Raw genomic sequence first — 2930 nt, 5'->3', positions numbered from 1 at the left:
AACCCTTGTGGTTAAGCCCTCGACCGATTAGTATCTGTCCGCTAAACATATCACTATGCTTACACTCCAGACCTATCTACCTTGTAGTCTTCAAGGGGTCTTACTAGCTTATGCTATGGGAAATCTTATCTCGAGGGGGGCTTTGCGCTTAGATGCTTTCAGCGCTTATCCCTTCCAAACTTGGCTACCCAGCTATGCTTCTGGCGAAACAACTGGTACACCAGCGGTTTGTCCATCCCGGTCCTCTCGTACTAAGGACAGCTCCTCTCAAATTTCCTACGCCCACGACAGATAGGGACCGAACTGTCTCACGACGTTCTGAACCCAGCTCGCGTACCGCTTTAATGGGCGAACAGCCCAACCCTTGGGACCTACTTCAGCCCCAGGATGCGATGAGCCGACATCGAGGTGCCAAACCTCCCCGTCGATGTGGACTCTTGGGGGAGATAAGCCTGTTATCCCCAGGGTAGCTTTTATCCGTTGAGCGATGGCCCTTCCATGCGGTACCACCGGATCACTAAGCCCTACTTTCGTACCTGCTCGACTTGTAGGTCTCGCAGTCAAGCTCCCTTCTGCCTTTACACTCTTCGAATGATTTCCAACCATTCTGAGGGAACCTTTGGGCGCCTCCGTTACTCTTTAGGAGGCGACCGCCCCAGTCAAACTACCCACCTGACACTGTCCCTCATCCGGGTCACGGATGTAGGTTAGAACTCCGGTACACTAAGGGTGGTATCCCACCAGCGACTCCACCAAGGCTTGCGCCCTAGCTTCTACGTCTCCCACCTATCCTGTACATAGGGTACCAAAATCCAATATCAAGCTATAGTAAAGCTCCATGGGGTCTTTCCGTCTTGTCGCGGGTAACCAGCATCTTCACTGGTACTACAATTTCACCGAGTCTCTCGTCGAGACAGTATCCAAGTCGTTACGCCTTTCGTGCGGGTCGGAACTTACCCGACAAGGAATTTCGCTACCTTAGGACCGTTATAGTTACGGCCGCCGTTTACTGGGGCTTCGGTTCAAAGCTTCGCCTTACAGCTAACCTCTTCCCTTAACCTTCCAGCACCGGGCAGGCGTCAGCCCCTATACTTCGCCTTGCGGCTTCGCAGAGACCTGTGTTTTTGCTAAACAGTCGCTTGGATCTTTTCACTGCGGCTCTCCTGGGCTATTAACCCTAAAGAGCACCCCTTCTCCCGAAGTTACGGGGTCATTTTGCCGAGTTCCTTAACGAGAGTTCTCTCGCGCGCCTTGGGATTCTCTCCCTGCCTACCTGTGTCGGTTTTGGTACGGGCACCCATTTTCCTTGCTAGAGGCTTTTCTCGGCAGTGTGGAATCAGGGACTTCGCTACTTTAATTTTCGCTCGCATTCACGCATTCTCGTTATGCCAGGCGGATTTGCCTACCTGACCGATACCTCGCTTAGACAGACTATTCCATCAGTCTGCTCTCCCTATCCTCCTGCGTCACCCCTTTGCTCAAGCGGCTTATAGGTGGTACTGGAATCTCAACCAGTTGTCCATCGCCTACGCCTTTCGGCCTCGGCTTAGGTCCCGACTAACCCTGAGAGGACGAGCCTTCCTCAGGAACCCTTGGGCTTTCGGCGGATATGATTCTCACATATCTTTTCGTTACTCATACCGGCATTCTCACTTCTAAGCGCTCCACGACTCCTTTCGGTATCGCTTCGCCGCACTTAGAACGCTCCCCTACCACAATACATAATTGTATCATCCATAGCTTCGGTGGTGTGTTTGAGCCCCGTTACATTTTCGGCGCAGTGTCACTCGACCAGTGAGCTATTACGCACTCTTTAAATGGTGGCTGCTTCTAAGCCAACATCCTGGTTGTCTGGGCAACACTACATCCTTTCCCACTTAACACACACTTTGGGACCTTAGCTGATGGTCTGGGCTGTTTCCCTCTTGACTACGGATCTTATCACTCGCAGTCTGACTCCTATTGTTACAGTTAATGGCATTCGGAGTTTGACTGAATTCGGTACCGTTCGCACGGCCCTAGTCCAATCAGTGCTCTACCTCCAATACTGATCAATAAGGCTAGCCCTAAAGCTATTTCGGGGAGAACCAGCTATCTCCGTGTTCGATTGGCATTTCACCCCTACCCACAGCTCATCCCCTAATTTTTCAACATTAGTGGGTTCGGACCTCCATTGCATTTTACTGCAACTTCATCCTGGCCATGGGTAGATCACACGGTTTCGGGTCTATGGCAACGAACTACATGCCCTATTCAGACTTGCTTTCGCTTCGGCTCCAGTTTCTCACTTTAACCTTGCTCGCTACCATAACTCGCCGGTTCATTCTACAAAAGGCACGCCGTCACACTTTTAACGTGCTCCGACTGCTTGTAAGCATATGGTTTCAGGTTCTATTTCACTCCCCTCCCGGGGTGCTTTTCACCTTTCCCTCACGGTACTGGTTCACTATCGGTCGCTAGGTAGTATTTAGCCTTAGGAGATGGTCCTCCTGGATTCCGACGGGATTTCACGTGTCCCGCCGTACTTGGGGTCATAAACAAAGCGCGAAACGGTTTCTTCTACAGGACTTTCACCTTCTTCGGTCCAATTTCCCAATTGGTTCGAATACCGTTTGTTGTCTTTGTGGGTGGCTACAAACACCCCTTCTATGCCCCGCAACACCTATATTACAACGCTTGTAGGCTTACATAGTATAGGTTTAGGCTTCTCCCCGTTCGCTCGCCGCTACTTAGGGAATCACTTTTGTTTTCTTTTCCTCCAGGTACTTAGATGTTTCAGTTCCCTGGGTCTGCCTCCTCATACCCTATGTGTTCAGGTATGGGTAGTATCCCATTACGGATACTGGGTTCCCCCATTCGGATATCCACGGCTCAATGCTTGCTTACAGCTCCCCGTGGCGTTTCGGCGTTCGCTCCGTCCTTCTTCGGCT

1 rRNA gene is annotated in these 2930 nt (G+C 51.3%); it reads right to left on the bottom strand.

What is annotated here, in order from left to right:
* Nucleotides 1-7: 7 nt before the first annotated feature.
* A 23S ribosomal RNA gene (locus BHF68_RS07210) occupies nucleotides 8-2930 on the bottom strand; the annotation flags it as partial.

This window comes from Desulfuribacillus alkaliarsenatis, assembly GCF_001730225.1.
GTDB classification, from domain to species: Bacteria; Bacillota; Bacilli; order Desulfuribacillales; family Desulfuribacillaceae; genus Desulfuribacillus; species Desulfuribacillus alkaliarsenatis.
The sequence above is the reverse complement of the archived record's forward strand: the minus strand, read 5'-3'. Positions and strand labels throughout refer to the sequence as shown.